The sequence below is a fragment of the Paracoccus sp. (in: a-proteobacteria) genome (assembly GCF_035556475.1).
Taxonomy (GTDB): domain Bacteria; phylum Pseudomonadota; class Alphaproteobacteria; order Rhodobacterales; family Rhodobacteraceae; genus Paracoccus.
In genome coordinates this window covers 38,611-54,250 of sequence record NZ_DATMFA010000088.1, presented here as the reverse complement: position 1 = coordinate 54,250, position 15,640 = coordinate 38,611, and the positions used below count along the sequence as shown (strand labels likewise).

Annotated in this window: 17 protein-coding genes; 12 read left to right on the top strand and 5 right to left on the bottom strand. The window is 66.5% G+C overall.

The window, feature by feature from the left end:
- Both VNQ78_RS11485 and hemP read left to right on the top strand, forming a co-directional pair.
- On the top strand, positions 1-505 hold a 505-nt coding region (locus VNQ78_RS11485; RefSeq protein ID WP_325689793.1), incomplete at its 5' end, for a metal ABC transporter substrate-binding protein.
- Between the two features lie 134 nt (positions 506-639).
- On the top strand, positions 640-816 hold the full coding sequence (gene hemP / locus VNQ78_RS11480; RefSeq protein WP_325689791.1) for a hemin uptake protein HemP: 177 nt from the start codon (positions 640-642) through the stop codon (positions 814-816).
- A gap of 68 nt (positions 817-884) precedes the next feature.
- On the opposite strand, the gene VNQ78_RS11475 is transcribed toward hemP, so the two are convergent.
- Entirely contained in the window at positions 885-2,510 is a 1,626-nt protein-coding gene (locus tag VNQ78_RS11475; RefSeq protein ID WP_325689789.1) for a pseudouridine synthase, read from the bottom strand.
- 108 nt (positions 2,511-2,618) lie between these two features.
- On the opposite strand from VNQ78_RS11475, the gene VNQ78_RS11470 reads away from it, so the two are divergent.
- The 3 genes from VNQ78_RS11470 to VNQ78_RS11460 all read left to right on the top strand — a co-directional run bounded on the left by VNQ78_RS11470 (position 2,619) and on the right by VNQ78_RS11460 (position 7,588).
- The gene (locus VNQ78_RS11470) at positions 2,619-3,068 is read left to right on the top strand and encodes a nucleoside deaminase (protein WP_325689787.1); all 450 of its coding nucleotides are present in this window, start codon (positions 2,619-2,621) and stop codon (positions 3,066-3,068) included.
- An 87-nt stretch (positions 3,069-3,155) separates the two neighbouring features.
- Complete coding sequence (locus tag VNQ78_RS11465; RefSeq protein ID WP_325689785.1) at positions 3,156-6,590, top strand: pyruvate carboxylase; 3,435 nt, start codon at positions 3,156-3,158, stop codon at positions 6,588-6,590.
- Positions 6,591-6,709: 119 nt separating this feature from the next.
- Positions 6,710-7,588 carry an MBL fold metallo-hydrolase gene (locus VNQ78_RS11460; protein WP_325689783.1) on the top strand — a complete coding sequence of 293 codons (879 nt, stop codon included), beginning with the start codon at positions 6,710-6,712 and terminating at the stop codon, positions 7,586-7,588.
- Here the strand turns inward: VNQ78_RS11460 and VNQ78_RS11455 are convergent.
- Both VNQ78_RS11455 and VNQ78_RS11450 read right to left on the bottom strand, forming a co-directional pair.
- Complete coding sequence (locus VNQ78_RS11455) at positions 7,585-8,133, bottom strand: NTP transferase domain-containing protein (protein ID WP_325689781.1); 549 nt, start codon at positions 8,131-8,133, stop codon at positions 7,585-7,587. The genes VNQ78_RS11460 and VNQ78_RS11455 overlap by 4 nt on opposite strands.
- Positions 8,130-9,065 carry an XdhC family protein gene (locus tag VNQ78_RS11450; protein ID WP_325689779.1) on the bottom strand — a complete coding sequence of 312 codons (936 nt, stop codon included), beginning with the start codon at positions 9,063-9,065 and terminating at the stop codon, positions 8,130-8,132. Before VNQ78_RS11450 ends, VNQ78_RS11455 begins: the two co-directional genes overlap by 4 nt.
- A 242-nt stretch (positions 9,066-9,307) precedes the next feature.
- Here VNQ78_RS11450 and VNQ78_RS11445 point away from each other — a divergent pair, with 242 nt between their 5' ends.
- Positions 9,308-10,282 (top strand): glutathione S-transferase family protein, encoded by a 975-nt coding sequence (locus tag VNQ78_RS11445; RefSeq protein ID WP_325689777.1) that lies wholly within the window; start codon positions 9,308-9,310, stop codon positions 10,280-10,282.
- A gap of 9 nt (positions 10,283-10,291) precedes the next feature.
- Here VNQ78_RS11445 and VNQ78_RS11440 read toward each other — a convergent pair whose 3' ends face one another.
- Both VNQ78_RS11440 and VNQ78_RS11435 read right to left on the bottom strand, forming a co-directional pair.
- Positions 10,292-10,951 (bottom strand): flagellar hook capping FlgD N-terminal domain-containing protein, encoded by a 660-nt coding sequence (locus VNQ78_RS11440; RefSeq protein WP_325689775.1) that lies wholly within the window; start codon positions 10,949-10,951, stop codon positions 10,292-10,294.
- A gap of 12 nt (positions 10,952-10,963) precedes the next feature.
- Positions 10,964-12,385 (bottom strand): flagellar hook-length control protein FliK, encoded by a 1,422-nt coding sequence (locus VNQ78_RS11435; protein WP_325689773.1) that lies wholly within the window; start codon positions 12,383-12,385, stop codon positions 10,964-10,966.
- Positions 12,386-12,492: 107 nt separating this feature from the next.
- On the opposite strand from VNQ78_RS11435, the gene VNQ78_RS11430 reads away from it, so the two are divergent.
- The 6 genes from VNQ78_RS11430 (at position 12,493) to VNQ78_RS11405 (ending at position 15,628) form a co-directional block, all read left to right on the top strand.
- Positions 12,493-12,723: a hypothetical protein gene (locus VNQ78_RS11430; protein ID WP_325689771.1), complete on the top strand. Its 231-nt coding sequence runs from the start codon at positions 12,493-12,495 to the stop codon at positions 12,721-12,723.
- A complete protein-coding gene (locus tag VNQ78_RS11425) occupies positions 12,720-13,013 on the top strand; it encodes a hypothetical protein (RefSeq protein ID WP_325689769.1) in 294 nt (97 codons plus the stop codon). The genes VNQ78_RS11430 and VNQ78_RS11425 overlap by 4 nt, the downstream gene beginning before the upstream one ends.
- A 165-nt stretch (positions 13,014-13,178) precedes the next feature.
- Positions 13,179-14,018, top strand: coding sequence for a flagellin (locus VNQ78_RS11420; protein ID WP_325689767.1), 840 nt, complete (start codon positions 13,179-13,181; stop codon positions 14,016-14,018).
- Positions 14,019-14,085: 67 nt separating this feature from the next.
- Positions 14,086-14,451 (top strand): flagellar biosynthesis regulator FlaF, encoded by a 366-nt coding sequence (locus VNQ78_RS11415; RefSeq protein ID WP_325689765.1) that lies wholly within the window; start codon positions 14,086-14,088, stop codon positions 14,449-14,451.
- Positions 14,448-14,852: a flagellar biosynthesis repressor FlbT gene (flbT, locus tag VNQ78_RS11410; RefSeq protein ID WP_325689763.1), complete on the top strand. Its 405-nt coding sequence runs from the start codon at positions 14,448-14,450 to the stop codon at positions 14,850-14,852. The genes VNQ78_RS11415 and flbT overlap by 4 nt, the downstream gene beginning before the upstream one ends.
- Positions 14,849-15,628 (top strand): DUF1217 domain-containing protein, encoded by a 780-nt coding sequence (locus VNQ78_RS11405; RefSeq protein WP_325689761.1) that lies wholly within the window; start codon positions 14,849-14,851, stop codon positions 15,626-15,628. Before flbT ends, VNQ78_RS11405 begins: the two co-directional genes overlap by 4 nt.
- Positions 15,629-15,640: the final 12 nt, after the last annotated feature.

Sequence of the window (15,640 nt, the reverse complement as noted above, 5' to 3'; positions counted from 1 at the left end):
CCACGCATGGCTTGACCCCGAGAACGGCACCGTCTGGTTGAACGCCATCGCCGAGGCCCTGTCGCAGCGCGACCCCGAGAATGCCGCGACCTACCGCGCCAATGCCGAGGCGGGCGTCGCCGAGGTCAAAGCCGCCGATGCCGCGCTTGCCGCCACGCTCGCGCCGCTGAAGGATCGCCGCTTCGTGGTCTTTCACGACGCCTATGGCTATTTCACCGATCATTACGGGCTTGCCCCGGCGATTGCCGTCAGCCTTGGCGATGCCTCCAGCCCCTCGGCCGCGCGATTGCAGCAGGTCCGGGGCGAGTTGGGCGATCAGAAGGCCGTCTGCGCCTTCCCCGAGGCGAACCACGATCCCCGCCTGCTGCAAACCGCGATCGAGGGCACCGGGATCCGGCTGGGTGACGCGATTGCCCCCGAGGGCAAGGCCTCCGGCAGCACGCCCACCTATCCCGGCTTCCTGAGCGAGCTTGGCCAGACCATCGCCACCTGCCTGTCAAAGTGACAAGCGCGCGGGATATGCCGCAAAAACATTGCCCTAAAGAAAACCCGACTCTTTTCCTTTGACATACCCAATGTTTTTTGTCAGGTTCCAGTTACAGCGACAGACCAATAGCGACGCACAACGAGGAACTGGATATGACCGCGACCCGACCCGCCGAATTCACGCGCCCCGGTGTGACCGCACTGCAGCGCCTGCCCCAATACGAAGCCGAGGTTCTGACCAATGGTGGCAACCAGGCTTTGATCGTCCTTGGCGATCAGGTCTATAACCTGCGCATCACCCGCGCCGGCAAGCTGATCCTGACGAAGTAATCATCCTCCCCGGATGGAAAAGGGCGCGGATTTCTCCGCGCCCTTTTTCATTTGCGAGCACTGCCGGTTCAGCTGCGGCGCGGCCCCTTGCTGGGCCCCCGATCCGAGCCGCCGCGCGGGCCGGGCTTGCCGCCGGGCTTTCCGGCAGGTTTGCCAGCAGGTTTCCCGGCCGGCTTGCCGAAACTCCGACCCGAACGGTCCTGCGGCTTGCCGAAGGATTTGCGATCCCCGTCCGCGCGCGCGCCAAAGCTCTTGCGCTCGCCGTCCTCGCGCTTGGCGAAGGGCTTCCGGTCGTCTCCATCGCGACGGGCGTAAGGCTTGCGGTCACCATCCTCACGGCGGGCATAAGGCTTGCGGTCACCATCCTCGCGCTTGGCGTAAGGCTTACGATCATCGCTATCGCGACGAGCGTAGGGCTTGCGATCACCGTCCTCGCGGCGGGCATAGGGTTTCCGGTCGCCGTCCTCGCGCTTGACGAAAGGCTTACGATCATCGCCGTCACGGCGGGCGTATGGCTTGCGATCACCTTCCTCGCGGCGGGCGTAAGGTTTCCGGTCACCGTCCTCGCGCTTGGTGAAGGGCTTACGATCATCGCCATCGCGACGGGCGTATGGCTTGCGGTCACCATCCTCGCGGCGGGCATAGGGTTTCCGATCCCCATCCTCACGCTTGGCGAAGGGCTTCCGATCATCACCGTCACGACGCGCATAGGGCTTCCGATCGCCATCCTCGCGCTTGGCGAAGGGCTTACGATCATCGCCATCGCGACGGGCGTACGGCTTGCGGTCGCCATCCTCACGACGCGCGAAAGGCTTCCGATCCCCATCCTCACGGCGGGCAAAAGGCTTGCGCGGCCGGTCCGAGGTTTCCTCGTCGCGCCGCATGGCACCACGCTCGCGGAAATTGCGGGGTTTCGCGTCGGTTTCCTCGCCGGTCAGCAGCCCGCCCAGCTGGTCGCGCAGAACCTTGCGCTTGATCTCGCGGACTTCGTTCTCCTCCATGCCGGTCAGCTTGAAGGGGCCATAGCCGATGCGGATCAGCCGGTTCACGATCAGGCCGACATGGGCCATGGCGCGGCGGATTTCGCGGTTCTTGCCCTCGCGGATGCCGATGGTCAGCCAGGCATTCGCGCCCTGCTGGCTGTCGAGCTTGATTTCCATCGGGGCGAAATCCTCGCCGTCGATGGTGACGCCGCGCCGCAGCGGGGCAAAGGTCAGGTCGCTCGGCTGGCCGTTCACCCGCACGCGATAGCGGCGCAGCCAGCCGGTCGTCGGCAGCTCCAACCGGCGCTTCAGCTCGCCGTCATTGGTCAGCAAGAGCAGCCCCTCGGAATTCAGGTCGAGCCGCCCCACCGTCATCACGCGCGGCAGATCGCGCGGCAACGCGTCGAATACCGTCTGGCGGCCCTTCTCGTCCGACTCGGTCGTCACGAGGCCGAGGGGCTTGTAATACATCCACAGCCGCGTCTCCTGCGGCTCGTCCAGCTTCTTGCCGTCGACGCTGATGCGGTCGGTGGGCAGCACGTCCAGCGCCGGGCTGTCGATCTTCTTGCCGTTCACGCTGACGCGGCCCTCGACGATCATGCGCTCGGCCTCGCGGCGGCTGGCGACGCCGGCGCGTGCCATCACCTTGGCGATGCGGTCGCCTTCGGCTTTCGGGGATTCGGTTTCGGGGGTTTCGGGCGTGTCGGTCATGGCGATCTCCTGCGCATCTCTGCGGTAGCAAAAGCGGGGCTCTACGCCATAACGCATAACATGGAAAGCGGTTCTTGCGCATGACGCGCCGCCGGGCCAGAAACCGGCATGGAGTTTTCGTCCCATATGCCCGAAGCCCTGGCCGAGGCCCGCGACGCCGCGCGGCGCGGCGAGGTGCCGGTGGGTGCCGTCCTGACCGATGCCGGGGGCCGCGTCCTTGCCCGCGCCGGGAACCGCACGCGCGAGCTTTCGGACCCGACGGCCCATGCCGAAATCCTCGCCATCCGCGAGGCCTGCCGGGCGCTTGGGTCCGAACGCCTGCCGGGCGCACGGCTCTGGGTCACGCTGGAGCCCTGCCCGATGTGCGCCGCCGCGATCTCGGCCGCGCGGATCGAGCTGCTTTATTACGGTGCCGACGACCCGCGCATGGGCGGCGTGCGCCACGGTGCGCGGGTGTTTGACCACCCCCAATGTCACCACCGCCCGCAGATCTTCGACGGGATATCGGCGGCGGAATCGCGCGACCTGCTGCGCAACTTCTTCCTCGACCGGCGATAGCTTTTTTCTATGGCAGGTTCTGCATAGCGCCCTTGCGCTGCATTGCAGCATGACTACCATGCCGCCGACCATGTCGGGGGAGAACACATGTTCAACAAGATCCTTGTCGCCAACCGTGGCGAGATTGCGATCCGTGTGATGCGGGCGGCGAATGAATTGGGCAAGCGCACGGTCGCGGTCTATGCGGAGGAGGACAAGCTGGGCCTGCACCGCTTCAAGGCGGATGAGGCCTACCGGATCGGCGAAGGGCTGGGGCCGGTCGCGGCCTATCTCTCCATCCCCGAGATCATCCGGGTGGCGAAGCTCTCGGGCGCGGATGCGATCCATCCGGGCTATGGCCTGCTTTCCGAGAACCCGGATTTCGTCGATGCCTGCCATGCGGCCGGGATCACCTTCATCGGCCCGAGTGCCGATACGATGCGGGCGCTTGGCGACAAGGCCAGCGCACGCCGCGTCGCGATCAAGGCAGGCGTGCCGGTCATCCCGGCGACCGAAGTGCTGGGCGATGACATGGAGGCGATCAAGGCCGAGGCGGCAGGGATCGGCTATCCACTGATGCTGAAGGCCAGCTGGGGCGGCGGCGGGCGCGGCATGCGCCCGATCGCGAGTCCCGAGGAACTGCCCGAGAAGGTCCGCGAAGGCCGGCGCGAGGCCGAGGCTGCCTTCGGCAATGGCGAGGGCTATTTGGAAAAGATGATCCTGCGCGCCCGCCATGTCGAGGTGCAGCTTCTGGGCGACAGCCATGGCGGGCTCTATCACCTCTATGAGCGCGACTGCACCGTCCAGCGCCGGAACCAGAAGGTGGTCGAGCGCGCGCCCGCGCCCTATCTCAGCGAGGAACAGCGGGCCGAGGTTTGCGGCCTCGCGCTGAAGATCGGTCGCGCCGTCGGCTACCAGAACGCCGGCACGGTCGAGTTCCTGATGGATATGGACGAGCAGAAGTTCTACTTCATCGAGGTGAACCCGCGCGTCCAGGTCGAGCATACCGTGACCGAGGAAGTCACCGGCATCGACATCGTCCAGTCCCAGATCCTGATCGCCGAGGGCGCGACGCTGGCCGAGGCGACCGGCGTGCCCAGCCAGGCGGGCGTGCATCTGAACGGCCATGCCCTGCAATGCCGGGTCACGACCGAGGATCCGCTGAACAACTTCATCCCCGATTACGGCCGCATCACCGCCTATCGCAGCGCGACGGGGAACGGCATCCGCCTCGACGGCGGCACCGCCTATTCCGGCGGCGTCATCACCCGCTATTACGATTCGCTGCTGGTCAAGGTGACGGCACATGCCCAGACGCCCGAGAAGGCCATCGCCCGCATGGACCGGGCGCTGCGCGAATTCCGGGTGCGCGGGGTGGCGACGAATATCGAATTCGTCATCAACCTCTTGAAGCACCCGACCTTCCTCGATGACAGCTACACCACCAAGTTCATCGACACGACCGAGGATCTGTTCCATTTCCGCAAGCGCCGCGACCGGGCAACGCGGATCCTGACCTATATCGCCGACATCTCGGTCAACGGCCATCCAGAGACGGCGGGTCGTCCGCTGCCCCCGGCCGAGGCCAAGACCCCGGTGCCGCCGAAGCCAAAGGCCGCGCCGGTGCCGGGCGCCCGGCAATTGCTGGAGGAGATGGGGCCGCAAGCCGTCGCCGACTGGATGCTGGCAGAGAAGCGCCTGCTGATCACCGACACCTCGATGCGGGACGGGCACCAGAGCCTCCTCGCGACGCGGATGCGCTCGATCGACATGATCCGGGTCGCGCCAGCCTATGCCGCGAACCTGCCCGGCCTCTTTTCCGTGGAATGCTGGGGCGGCGCGACCTTCGACGTGGCTTACCGCTTCCTGCAGGAATGCCCGTGGCAACGGCTGCGCGACATCCGCGCGCGGATGCCGAACCTGATGACGCAGATGCTGCTGCGCGCCAGCAACGGCGTCGGCTATACCAATTACCCCGACAATGTCGTGCAAAGCTTCGTCCGGCAGGCGGCAAGCTCGGGCGTCGATGTGTTCCGCGTCTTCGACAGCCTGAACTGGACCCCGAACATGCGCGTGGCCATGGATGCGGTGATCGAGGCCGGCAAGATCTGCGAGGGCACGATCTGCTATACCGGCGACATCCTCGACCCCGAGCGCGCCAAATACGACCTTAACTATTATGTCGGCATGGGCCGCGAGCTGAAGGCCGCCGGCGCGCATGTGCTGGGGCTGAAGGACATGGCCGGGCTTCTGAAGCCCGCCTCGGCCACGATCCTGATCCGGGCGTTGAAGGAAGAAGTCGGGCTGCCGGTCCATTTTCACACCCATGACACCGGCGGCATCGGCGGCGCGACGATCCTTGCCGCGGCGGCGGCGGGCGTCGATGCGGTCGATTGCGCGATGGACGCGTTTTCTGGCAATACCTCGCAGCCCTGCCTCGGCTCGGTGGTCGAGGCCTTGCGCCATACCGAGCGTGACACCGGCCTCGATATCGGCGCCATCCGCGAGATCAGCAATTACTGGGAGGCGGTGCGCGCCCAATATGCCGCCTTCGAGAGCGGGCTGCAGGCCCCGGCCTCGGAAGTCTATCTGCACGAGATGCCGGGCGGGCAGTTCACCAACCTGAAGGCGCAGGCGCGCAGCCTTGGCCTCGAGGACCGCTGGCACGAGGTCGCCAAGACCTATGCCGAGGTGAACCGCATGTTCGGCGATATCGTCAAGGTCACGCCCAGTTCCAAGGTGGTCGGCGACATGGCGCTGATGATGGTGGCGCAGGGCCTCAGCCGCGCGCAGGTCGAGGATCCGGCGGTCGAGGTCGCCTTCCCCGACAGCGTGGTCGACATGATGCGCGGCAATCTGGGCCAGCCGCCCGGAGGCTGGCCCGAGGCGCTGCAGAAAAAGATCCTGAAGGGCGAGGCGCCGCTGACCACCCGGCCCGGTGCCAGCATGCCGCCGGTCGATATCGAGGCGGTGCGCGCCAAGCTCTCGGCCGATCTGGACGGCAAGCCGGTCGATGACGAGGACCTGAACGGCTACCTGATGTATCCCAAGGTCTTCACCGATTACATGGCCCGGCACGAGACCTATGGCCCGGTCCGCACCCTGCCGACCCGCACCTTCTTCTACGGCATGGAGCCGGGCGACGGGATCGAGGCCGAGATCGACCCGGGCAAGACGCTGGAGATCCGCCTGCTGACGCTGAGCGAGACCGACGAAAACGGCGACGTGAAGGTGTTCTTCGAGCTGAACGGCCAGCCGCGCGTAATCCGGGCGCCGAACCGGCTGGTGAAGTCCCAGACCGCCGCCCGGCCCAAGGCCGACCCCGCGAACGAAGGCCATGTCGGCGCGCCGATGCCGGGCGTCGTCGCCTCGGTCGCGGTGACGCAGGGCGCGAAGGTCAGGCCGGGCGATCTCCTCCTGACCATCGAGGCGATGAAGATGGAAACCGGCCTCCATGCCGACCGCGAAGGCGTGGTCAAGGCGCTGCATGTCAGTGCCGGACAGGGTATCGACGCGAAAGACCTGCTGGTCGAGATCGGGTGAAAAAAGGGGGCCGAAAGGCCCCTTTTCCTTTCGCCTCCGCGCGAGTTGCCTGCCGCGCTGTCATTGGGTATGAAGTTGACATTGTTCCATATTTTTCCATTAACGGAGAAAAATATTCCATGTCGCAAGCCCCTGAGGTGACAGGTTTCTATGAGGCGCGCACAGGCTCGATCCAATATGTCGCAGCCGACCCGGTGACCGGGAAATGCGCGATCATCGACCCAGTGCTGGATTTCGACGAGAAATCCGGCGCGACCGCGACGATCGAGGCCGACCGCATCCTGAAATTCGTCGCGGAAAAGGGTTATGAGGTGCAATGGATCCTCGACACCCATCCCCATGCCGACCACTTCTCGGCGGCCGACTACCTCAAGCGGCAGACCGGCGCGCCGACCGGGATCGGCGAGAAGGTGACGGAGGTGCAGGCGCTGTGGCGCGACTTCTACAACCGACCCGATTTCGCGGCGGATGGCAGCCAATGGGATCACCTGTTCGCCGAGGGTGAAAGCTTCATGCTGGGCAGCATTCCCTGCCGCGTGATGTTCTCGCCCGGCCATACGCTCGCCTCGGTGACATATCTGATCGGCGACGCGGCCTTCGTCCATGACACGCTGTTCATGCCCGACAGCGGCACCGCGCGGGCCGATTTCCCCGGCGGCTCGGCCCCTGCGCTGTGGCATTCGATCCAGTCGATCCTTGCCTTGCCCGATACGACGCGCATCTTCACCGGCCACGATTATTGCGAGGGCGGGCGCGCGCCGGCATGGGAATCGACCGTCGCCGAGCAGCGGGCCACGAATATCCACATGTCGAAATACCTGACCGAGGCGGCCTTCGTCGCCGCGCGCGAAGCCCGCGACAAGACCCTGTCCATGCCGAAGCTGATCCTGCACGCCCTGCAGGTGAACACCAATGGCGGCCGCCTGCCCGAGCCTGAATCGAACGGTCGCCGCTATCTGAAGATCCCGCTGGACCTGCTGCAATCGCCCTTCGCCTAATGGGGGAGATCTCTTGGCCGGTCGACATCGACCAGCCGCGCCGCGGGCAGGTCGCGCAGCACCAGATCCGGGCGGCGGCGCAGGATCTGCCCGGCGCCCTTGTCTCCCTCCAGCCGGATCAGTCGTGAAAACAGCGCCCGCGGGATCAGCGCCGGGGGCATCGGCACCCTGCCCCGCGCCATCGCCGGATGCGCCCCCGCGCCCCTGGCGACCAGCGCGAGGTCGGCCCGCGTCAGGCAGGGCATGTCGGCCAGCACCATCAGCGCATGGCTTGCCCCCATGTCGCGCGCCGCGCGCAGCCCGGCGGCAAGGCTGATCGCCTGTGCGCTGCGCCCCCGCGCGAGAATGACCTTGCGAAAGCCCGGAAACAGCCCGGCCAGCCCCCGGTCGCGCAGCACGACCACCGCGCCATGCCGTGGCAGCCCCCGCAACGCCCGCACCGCATGGGCGGCGAGGGGCCGGCCCGCGACCGGCGCGCGCAGCTTGTCGCGATTGCCGAAACGCCGCGACTGGCCGGCGGCGAGGACCACGACGACCAGCTTCACGCCCCGGCCTGTCCCTGCATCGCCTCGGCCAGGATCTCGGCCAGGACCGAGGCGGCGAGCGTGCGCGCATCGCGGGTCGAGGGGATCATCCCGATCGGTCCGCGCAGACGCCGAAGCTGCGTCTCGGGCAGGCCGATCTCGCGCAGGCGCTCCAGCCGCTCGGCCGCGGCGCGGCGACTGCCCTGCGCGCCGACATAGAAGGCCGGTCCGGCAAGCAGGCGGGCAAGGATCGCGGGCTCATGGTCGTGGTCGTGAAAGAACAGAACCGCCGCCGTGAAGGCATCGACCGAAACCTGTCCCAGCCCCGCCGGCAGCGGCGCGCCGTGGATCACGCCGCCCCCGGCCAGTTCCAGCGTCTCGGCATCGGGCGAGGCGAGGTGCGTCTCATACCCCGCCCCCGCCGTCATCCGGGCGAAGGCCAGCGCCTCCGGCCCCTTGCCGAAGACGGCGAAGCGCGGGTCGGGATCGACCCTCAGCAGCAGGTCGGCATCCGGAAGCGGCGCGAGCGAGAGGGTCCGCCCCAGCCAGAGCGAGACCGGCTGGCGCGCGGCCAGCGCAGCCGCTAGCCGTGGCAGCGTCCCGTCCTGCGGGGCCGGAACCACCCGGATGTCCAGCCCGCCGCCGCAAGGCAGTTCGATGTCGCGAAAGGGCGATCCGGCCCCATAGCGGAGGTCCACGGCCCGGCCGCTTTCCGCAACCGCTGCGGCATGATGGGCGACATCGGCATCAATGCAACCCGAGGAAAGCGAGCCGCGCCGGCTGCCATCCCGCGCCAGCACCATGGCCGCGCCGACCGGGCGATAGGACGGCCCGTCGACCCCGGCGATGAAGGCCAGCGCCGCGGCCTCGGCCCCCGCGACCGGCAGGTCCGAGGCGCGGATCCGCACCGCTGCCCGCGTCCCGCCTTGCGACCCGGCCCGTTCATCCTTCATCCCGCGTTCCCCATGCCGCATCCTTCCCGAGTATAGGGATTGATCCGCAGACCGGAAGGGGCGCGCGAGCGTCCGGGCGGGCATCCCGAGCGGCATGTCCGCCGCCTTGACAGTCCCGCCCCGCTGCCGATGATCGACTTGCATGGGTCTGGATCGTGGCCGGGGCGCGGATTGCACGACGGAACCGGAAACCGCCCGATCACGCCACAAAGGGCAGCCGAAACGGCAAGCGGAGGACGAGAATGGGACGTCTGGTCGACGGAATCTGGCATGATGAGTGGTATGACACCAAAAGCACCGGCGGGCGTTTCCAGCGCACGACGACCTCATGGCGGAACTGGATCACCGCCGATGGCAGCCCCGGCCCCACGGGCGAGGGTGGTTTCCCGGCCGAAAGCGGGCGCTATCACCTCTATGTCTCCTATGCCTGCCCATGGGCACATCGGACGCTGATCTTTCGCGCGCTGAAGGAGCTTGAGCCGCATATCTCGGTTTCGGTCGTCCATCCCGACATGCTCTCGGACGGCTGGACCTTCTCGACCGATTTCCGGGGCGCGACCGGCGACACACTGTTTGGCCTCGACTTCCTGCGCGAGGTCTACCTTCGGGCCGATCCCAAGGCCTCTGGCCGGGTGACGGTCCCGGTCCTCTGGGACAAGGCGCGGGGCACCATCGTCTCGAACGAAAGCGCCGAGATCATCCGCATGTTCAACAGCGCCTTCGACGACCTGACCGGGAACCGCGACGACTATTGCCCCAATGCCCTGATGGGCGAGATCGACGCGCTGAACAACCGTATCTATGACAATGTGAACAACGGCGTCTACAAGGCCGGATTCGCCACCTCGCAATCGGCCTATGACGAGGCGATCCACCCGCTTTTCGACGCGCTCGACTGGCTCGAGGGGCATCTGGCACGCAGCCGCTACCTCTGCGGTGACCGCGTGACCGAGGCGGATTGGCGGCTGCTGACCACGATGCTGCGCTTCGATCTGGTCTATCACACGCATTTCAAGTGCAACCGCAAATGGCTGCGTGAATATCCGAACCTCTGGGGCTGGACGCGCGAGCTGTATCAATGGCCGCGCGTCGCCGGGACGGTGCATTTCGACCATATCGTGCGCCACTATCATTACAGCCACAACACCATCAATCCGAACCGGATCATCCCGATCAACCCGATCATCGACTGGGAGGAGCCGCACGGCCGGGGCTGAGGGCCGGGGTCATTCCCTGATGCCGGTCACTTCCGCCGCAAGGACGGCGCCGCCGCCCTGAAGGATCAGCACCGCCCCGCTTTGCGAGAGTTCGGCCCCGGTCACGCGGGAATAGGCCGGCACGTCCGACAGCCCGATCACCTCGCCCGCCTTCAGTGATTCGAGGCGGAACTGATAGAGCCCTTCGGGCAATGCCGCGCCCGAGGCGTCGGTGCCGATCCAGTCCACCTCTCCCGCGCCGGTGCCGATCGCCTCCCGCGCAACCTCGCGCCCCGCGGCGTCGAGCGTCACGAGGTTCACCGCATCTGCCCCGGCCTCGGGGTCGATCTGGAGCGTCAGCGCCTCGCCCGCATACCAGACGGCGCCGGTCGTGCGCACCTCGCGCCCGATCCAGCCGGCAAGCTGGCCAAGCTGGCCGCCCGTCGATCCCGTGACCAGTTCGGAGAGCAGGTCGTTGGTCCTGACCTGCTGCTCGACCCCCGAGAATGTGGCAAGCTGGACCGCGAAATCCGTGCTCTCCATCGGGTTCAGCGGGTCCTGGTTCTGGACCTGCGTGGTCAGCATCCTGAGGAAGGTCAGGTAATCCCCGCCGGTCGAATTAGTCGCCGAGGTGGTCGAGGCCGAATTGGTGGTGGAAATACCGGTCGCATCGCTGATGCCGCTGACCATGTTCTGCCCTTTCTAGATGCGGATGTCGATTTGCCGGCCCTGCACGGGCCGATGCTGCGTTGTCGCAGTGCCTGTCGCCTCCTCGCCCTCGCGCGGGTGATCGGTGCCATAGCGCAACCGCTCGGGTTGCTGCATCGTGCCGGACCCTGCACCCCGGTCCCCGAAGGAGATCGTGGCCCCGCCCAGCCCCGTGTCGCGCAGCTCGCGCGCCAGCAACTCGCCGTTCCGGCGCAGCAGGTCCAGAGTGTCGCGATTCTCGGCATGAACGGTGACGGTTGGGCTGTCGCCCTGCGTGATGACCAGCCGGACCTTGCCCAGTTCCTCGGGCGTCAGGGTGATCTCGATCTGATTGCGGGGCGACTCTGCGATCCGTTCGCTGAGTTGGCGGATGACGTGCCGCGGCTCGACCTGCGTGGCGGGGGGCGCATGGGGGACGGAGACCCTCGCGCCCTCCATCCGCCGGTCGGGGGGAAGATGGACGGCGACCTCGGCGGCAAAGCCCGGCTCAACCGCGGATGGTTCCTTGGTCGCGACGGCATCTGCCGCGCCGGTCGTCGGCGGCGGCACTGTCGCCGTAAGTGGGATGCTGGCTTCGGGTTTTGCGGCTGGGGGCGCGGCGGCCTCGACCACCATCGCCGGACCCGATTCCCGTGAAGGGCGCGGAGCCGGGATGGCCGGCACGTGAAGCGGCATAGCCGGCCCCTCGGCTTCCGGCTGCCGGCGCGCGAGCCTGCCCTGCCCGACCAGCCGGGCCCATTCATCGGCAAGATCCGGCATCTTTTCCGGCTCAGACGGCATCTGCACTGGCTCGGGCGGCAGCGGCATCACGACCGGCGATAATGGCGCGGCCGTGCGGATCATCGTCGCGGGGGCGGGCTGCCCTGCTGGCAGTGGAGCGCCCCTGACCTCCCCGCCTTCGACACCGGAGATTTCGGGGCGTGCGATAGCCGTAACCTCTGCGACAACCGCCTCTGGTGCAGGCAAGGCACCCTCCCCCGACCAAAGCACCACAAGCGGCACGGGATCGGCATGGCGGGGCGCGGGGGTTGCCGTCGGGTCGGGCGACCCATCCTCCGCCTTGGCGACAGGCGGCGCGGGTCTTGCGCCCTCGTCAGGTGCGGCGACTTCCTTTTCGGGCTGATCGCCACCTGCCTCGGGGCTGACCGGCGCGGCGGGAATGGCGGCCAAGGGCAATGCGGGCGCGAGGTCCGGTTCGGCCAAAGGCTGCGCGGGGGCGGGGTCCGGTTCGGCCAGAATCTCCTGTGGCTCGGCCTCCTCCTCCGGGGAATCGGGTTCGGGCAGCGCGGGCGCCTCCTCTGCCAATTCCATCTCCATCTCGAAACTCCAGCCCCCTGGCGCGCCCGTTTCGACCGGCAGCGACACATCCCTGATTGCGGCAAAGGCCGAGGCAAGCAGCGTTTCGATCGGGTTCATCAGCATCACCGGGCCATTTCCATTCACCGGCGGTCTAGCGGCTTTCGATTACCAAATATTTACCGCGAGCCCGTAATTGAAAATCACATGGAAATAATGGAGGCCCCATGATCATCCAATCAGCGCCCGCAATCACTCAGGCAAATACCCTGCAATCCCCGGCTGTGTCCGAAGGATTGGAAAAGGCATTCCTTACCGAAATGTTGAAATATGCCGGATCAAAGCCGCTTGGCGGCGAATTCGGCGGCGGAATCGGCGAGGATCAGATGTCGAGCCTGTTGACCGAGATCCACGCCACAGCCCTCGCGCGGCGGATCGACCTGGGCTTCGCGGCATGAGCGGGCCGGGCAAACTGCGCGAGGCGCGGATCGCGGTCGAGGCGGGCCGGTTCGAGCTTGCCTATGAAATCATTTCGGAATTTATGGCCTCCGGGACTGCTCCCGATCGCGACATGACCCGCGAGCTGGAGCATATCCGGGCGTTGAGCCGCGCGGCGCGCGACGGCCTCGCGCTTGCCCGCGCGCATGTGCGCGGGCTTTTTGCCACGGCGCGGCGGCTTGAAACCTATGACCGCTCGGGATCACGCCAGGTCGAGATGACCGCGCCATCCGAAGTGCGGAGATTTTGAATTAATTGCCGCGATCAATCCCGTTGATCGCGGTTTCCGATTCAGGATTTGTTCAGAACCGGCGACTAAGTTCGTCCTTGTGCAAAAGGCACCGGCGCAAGCTGCGGGTCAGAAAGGCCTTCGTGTCAAACCGGGAATAAAACTGCCCCTAAAGCGGAGTGAAAAATGTCCAGCATTCTGACCAACAACTCGGCCCTTGTCGCGCTGCAGACGCTCAAGAGCATCAATGGCAACCTTGCCAAGACCCAGGCGGAAATCTCGACCGGCAAAACCGTCGGTTCGGCCGAGGACAATGCCGCCGTCTGGGCGATCTCGAAGACGATGGAGACCGACCAGAAATCCTTCGAGACCATCCAGTCGAACCTGAACGTCGCCGGGCAGACCGTGGCGACCGCCAGGGTCGGTGCCGAACAGATCCAGTCGCTCTTGAGCGACATGCAGGATCTGGCGATCGGGGCGAACCGCAGCGATGCCGATTTCGGCACGATCGAAACCGCCATGACCAAGAAGCGGGAACAGATCGCGGCCATTGTCGCGGGCACGCAGGCGAACGGTGTGAACCTGCTCAGCACCAATGGCATCAATGGCGGCGCGACCTATTCGGTCATCGGCTCGCTCGACCGCAGCGGCACCACGGTGACGCCTTCGACCATCGACGTGGACTCGGTCGATTTCGAGGCCAGCATCGTCGGCGGCACGGTCACGGCGATCACCGACCAGGCCTCGGCCGCGTCGGCGCTCGACGACATCAAGGCGCTGATGGACACCGCCATCGCCGGCGCCGCCCAGCTTGGCCAATCGGGGCAGCGGATCACCGATCAGGTGAGCTTCGTCTCGAAACTGACCGACTCGCTCAAGATGGCGGTCAGCTCGCTGGTGGATGCCGACATGGAGGAAAGCTCTGCCCGCCTGCAGGCGCTGCAGACCCAGCAGCAATTGGGGATCCAGGCGCTGTCGATCGCCAACCAGGCGCCGTCCTCGATCCTGTCGCTGTTCCGCGGCTGATGAGAACCGGCGGGGGCCTGACACCGGCCCCCGCCCCACCCCCTAACCCCGGACGGGAAGCACGAACGTGAACGCGATCATGCCCTATATGGACCGCGCCTATGGCAGCCCCGCGTTGAGGGGCGCGAGGGATATCGAATATGACGCCCTCTCGCGGGTGACGGGGATGCTGAAGCTTGCCCCGCGCGAATGCGGCTGCGAGCGGACCATCGCCGCCGTGGCCCGCAATAATGAACTCTGGACCGTGCTGGCCACGGACCTCGCTCACCCGGCGAACGGGATCGAGGACCGGACCAAGGCCGGGCTCCTCTCGCTTGCGATGTTCTCGCTGAGGCACGGGCAGGCCGTGCTTGGCGGCAAGGGCTCGACCGAGGTGCTGATCGACATCAACCTTGCGGTGATGCGCGGCCTCCGGGGCGAGGGCGCCGCATGAGCGGGCTGATCCTGAAGCTTGCGCCACGCGAAAGGGTGCTGATCAATGGCGCGGTGATCGAGAATGGCGACAAGCGCACCCGGCTCTCGATCCGCTCGCCCAACGCGCATATCCTGCGGCTGAGGGATGCGATCCATCCCGATGACGCGCAGACGCCGGTGGCGCGGGTCTGCTATATCTGCCAGCTCGTCATCACCGGCGACGCCAACGAAACCCAGGGCCGCCAGCAGGCGCTGCACGGGATCGAGCAGCTTTCCCGCGCCTTCGGCGACAGCGAAAGCCGCAATATCCTCGACGCGGCGACCCGTTCGCTGATCGACCGGAACTATTATCAGGCGATGAAGCATTTGCGCAGGCTCCTCACGCGGGAGGCGCGACTGCTGGCGCAGGACCAGCCATGAGCTACAATGTTCAGGTCGGTCAGGGCGGCTATCTTGGCTGGAAGCTGCTGGAGCGGACCGCCGCCAACCAGCGCGCCGTGTTCGAGCGCAGCCCGACGATCCAGCGTTCGCGCGACTATGCCGCCGACAAGCTGCCGCAGGTGACGACGGCGGACGCGCTGGTCTCGGACTATCGCCTGCTGAACGTGGCGCTGCGCGCCTTCGGGCTGGAGGGGGATATCAACAACCGCCTCTTTATCAAGAAGATCCTCGAGGCGGACCCGGAGGACAGTTCGAGCCTGGTGAACCGGCTTTCCGACAAGCGCTATCTGAAGATGAACCAAGCCTTCGGCATGGGCGGGTCGGGGGAACCTGCGGCGGATGTCGACAAGATCCTCGACCTCTATGTCGCGCGATCCTTCGAGCGGAATATCGGCGAGCGCCATCAGGAGATCGAGCTTGCGCTGAACGCGCGCCGCGACCTGCCCGACCTCGCCGCCGCCGACAAGACCGAGAATACCAAATGGTATCAGATCCTCGCCTCGCAACCCTTGCGGAAGGTATTCGAGGGGGCGTTCGGCATGGGGAAGACCTTCGGGCAATTGCCGCTCGACCGGCAGGTCGAGGAGATGAAGACCCGGCTTCAGCGGCTGACCGGCGACGCCTCGCTGGCGCAGTTTTCCGACCCGTCGAAACTTGAGAACCTGCTGAAAACCTACCTGCTGCGCTCCAGCGTGACGGCCAATGCGGCGTCGAGCCCCTATGCCGCCGCTCTGACGATCCTCAGGGGATATTGACCCGTCCCCACC

Excerpts from the sequence above, each read along its gene's own strand:
- VNQ78_RS11450 (WP_325689779.1), bottom strand. The coding sequence starts at position 9,065 with ATGAAGGATGAACGGGCCGGGTCGCAAGGCGGGACGCGGGCAGCGGTG.
- VNQ78_RS11420 (WP_325689767.1), top strand. The coding sequence starts at position 13,179 with ATGTCCAGCATTCTGACCAACAACTCGGCCCTTGTCGCGCTGCAGACG.
- flbT (WP_325689763.1), top strand. The coding sequence starts at position 14,448 with ATGAGCGGGCTGATCCTGAAGCTTGCGCCACGCGAAAGGGTGCTGATC.
- VNQ78_RS11435 (WP_325689773.1), bottom strand. The coding sequence starts at position 12,385 with ATGAACCCGATCGAAACGCTGCTTGCCTCGGCCTTTGCCGCAATCAGG.
- VNQ78_RS11425 (WP_325689769.1), top strand. The coding sequence starts at position 12,720 with ATGAGCGGGCCGGGCAAACTGCGCGAGGCGCGGATCGCGGTCGAGGCG.
- VNQ78_RS11475 (WP_325689789.1), bottom strand. The coding sequence starts at position 2,510 with ATGACCGACACGCCCGAAACCCCCGAAACCGAATCCCCGAAAGCCGAA.
- VNQ78_RS11440 (WP_325689775.1), bottom strand. The coding sequence starts at position 10,951 with ATGGTCAGCGGCATCAGCGATGCGACCGGTATTTCCACCACCAATTCG.
- VNQ78_RS11430 (WP_325689771.1), top strand. The coding sequence starts at position 12,493 with ATGATCATCCAATCAGCGCCCGCAATCACTCAGGCAAATACCCTGCAA.
- VNQ78_RS11460 (WP_325689783.1), top strand. The coding sequence starts at position 6,710 with ATGTCGCAAGCCCCTGAGGTGACAGGTTTCTATGAGGCGCGCACAGGC.
- VNQ78_RS11445 (WP_325689777.1), top strand. The coding sequence starts at position 9,308 with ATGGGACGTCTGGTCGACGGAATCTGGCATGATGAGTGGTATGACACC.
- VNQ78_RS11405 (WP_325689761.1), top strand. The coding sequence starts at position 14,849 with ATGAGCTACAATGTTCAGGTCGGTCAGGGCGGCTATCTTGGCTGGAAG.
- VNQ78_RS11465 (WP_325689785.1), top strand. The coding sequence starts at position 3,156 with ATGTTCAACAAGATCCTTGTCGCCAACCGTGGCGAGATTGCGATCCGT.
- hemP (WP_325689791.1), top strand. The coding sequence starts at position 640 with ATGACCGCGACCCGACCCGCCGAATTCACGCGCCCCGGTGTGACCGCA.
- VNQ78_RS11470 (WP_325689787.1), top strand. The coding sequence starts at position 2,619 with ATGGAGTTTTCGTCCCATATGCCCGAAGCCCTGGCCGAGGCCCGCGAC.